At 29.6% G+C, this 1,795-nt stretch carries 1 protein-coding gene; it reads right to left on the reverse strand.

Features of this window, described 5'->3' with window-relative positions; translation table 11 throughout:
• Positions 1–1,615 (reverse strand): IS1182 family transposase (locus AC1RRU_RS12540; RefSeq protein WP_053027740.1); only part of this gene is annotated, 1,615 nt, incomplete at its 3' end.
• Positions 1,616–1,795 lie beyond the last annotated feature (180 nt).

Genomic DNA, 1,795 nt, shown 5'->3' on the forward strand with positions numbered 1-1,795 from the left:
AAATAATATAGAAATTGTCTTTTTTATAAATTTTTTGATTATTTTCAGCTCGTTGAGCTACTACTTTTCTTATATTAAGTGCCATTAATACAAAACCAAGTTCTCTTTTGACTTTATTGAGTCCTCGGACAGACATCCGAGTGAAACCCAAAATAGCCTTCATAAATCCAAAAACAGGTTCCACATCAATTTTTCTTTGACTGTAGATATTTTTTGTTTCTGGTTCTGAAAGCTTTTTGTTAATTTGGGATTTAAAATATTCCCAGTTATAATTCTTCATTATTTTTTTGTTTGTTTTTGAATTGAAGTTCATACATTGATTTTTCAGAGGACATTCTGAACAATCATCACATTCATATAATTTGAAGTCTCGCTTATAACCATACTTATCATGACGATAGGCATATCTTTTAAAACCTAGCCGTTTATTATTCGGACAAATGAATTCGTCATTAATTTCGTCATAGTTCCAATTTTGAGTATTAAAGATGTCACTTTTATATTTTTTAGTTTTATCTTTTATAAACATTCCATATGTTATGAGTGGCGTTCGATTAAAGTCATCTATAATTGCCTTATAATTTGATTCACTACCATAACCTGCATCAGCTACAATATATTCAGGTAAATGACCGTAGGTCTCTTGAATTGAATTTAAAAATGGAATCATCGTTCTAGTATCCGTTGGATTTTGATACACATTATAAGATAAAACAAATTGGGAATTTGTCGCTATTTGTAAATTATACCCTGGCTTAAGTTGTCCATTTTTCATGTGATCTTCTTTCATTCTCATAAATGTCGCATCATGATCTGTCTTAGAATAACTATTTCTATCCTTTAAAATAGATTTTTGAAATTCGTATCGATACTTTCGCTCAAAATAATCATTGATTTGCTTTTTGTATTTTTTGATTTTAGTTCTTTTGAGACGTATTTGTTTTCTTGTTTTAGTACATTTTTCATTGTTGATATGTTGGTTTAAATCTTCGATTTCTTTATCTAAGTGACTACCAATCAAATCTATTTCTTCTTTTGTTAATTCATTATCATGATCTTCTTTAATTTCCGGTATGATTTTATTGGTTACCAATTCATGGTAGAGGGCTTTAGAATCCTCATTCATCTTTGATTCATGGTTTTGAATACTCTTTTTCCATACAAATGTATATCGATTGGCATTTGCTTCAATTTTTGTACCATCAATAAAAATAGCTTTATCATCTATAAGATTTTGTTTTACACACTGACTGTAAAATTGAATAAATAAAGATTCTAATAAAGCATCTACTTTTGGATTTACTCTAAATCGATTAATTGTTTTATAAGAAGGTTTTTGATTTTGTGATAGCCACATCATTCGGATGCTATCATTAAGCATTTTTTCTATTTTACGACCTGAGAATACAGATTGTGTGTAGGCATATAGAATCACTTTTAACATCATTTTAGGATGGTACGAAGTTGCACCACGGTGATGTCTGAATTCGTCGAATTCATTGTCAGGAATTGTTTCAACAATATCATTTACATGTCGTGAAATATCATTTGTGGGGATAAGAACTGAAGTTTCCATTGGTAGAGTAAGTTGAGTCATGTTATAATTTTTATACATAAGGCACCTCGTTAATTTAGTTTAGTGATGTTTATTAAATTATACGAAAGTGCTTTATTTTTTTAAAGTATTACAATGTAAAATTACATATAAATACAAAGTATTTTGGCGAGACTCTTGAGGGAACAGGACAAGCTGAAGACTACAGGCTGAAGCTGTCCCCTAAGAAAGCGAGCCAAC

It is taken from the genome of Staphylococcus sp. GW821-FHT11H10 (assembly GCF_058807855.1).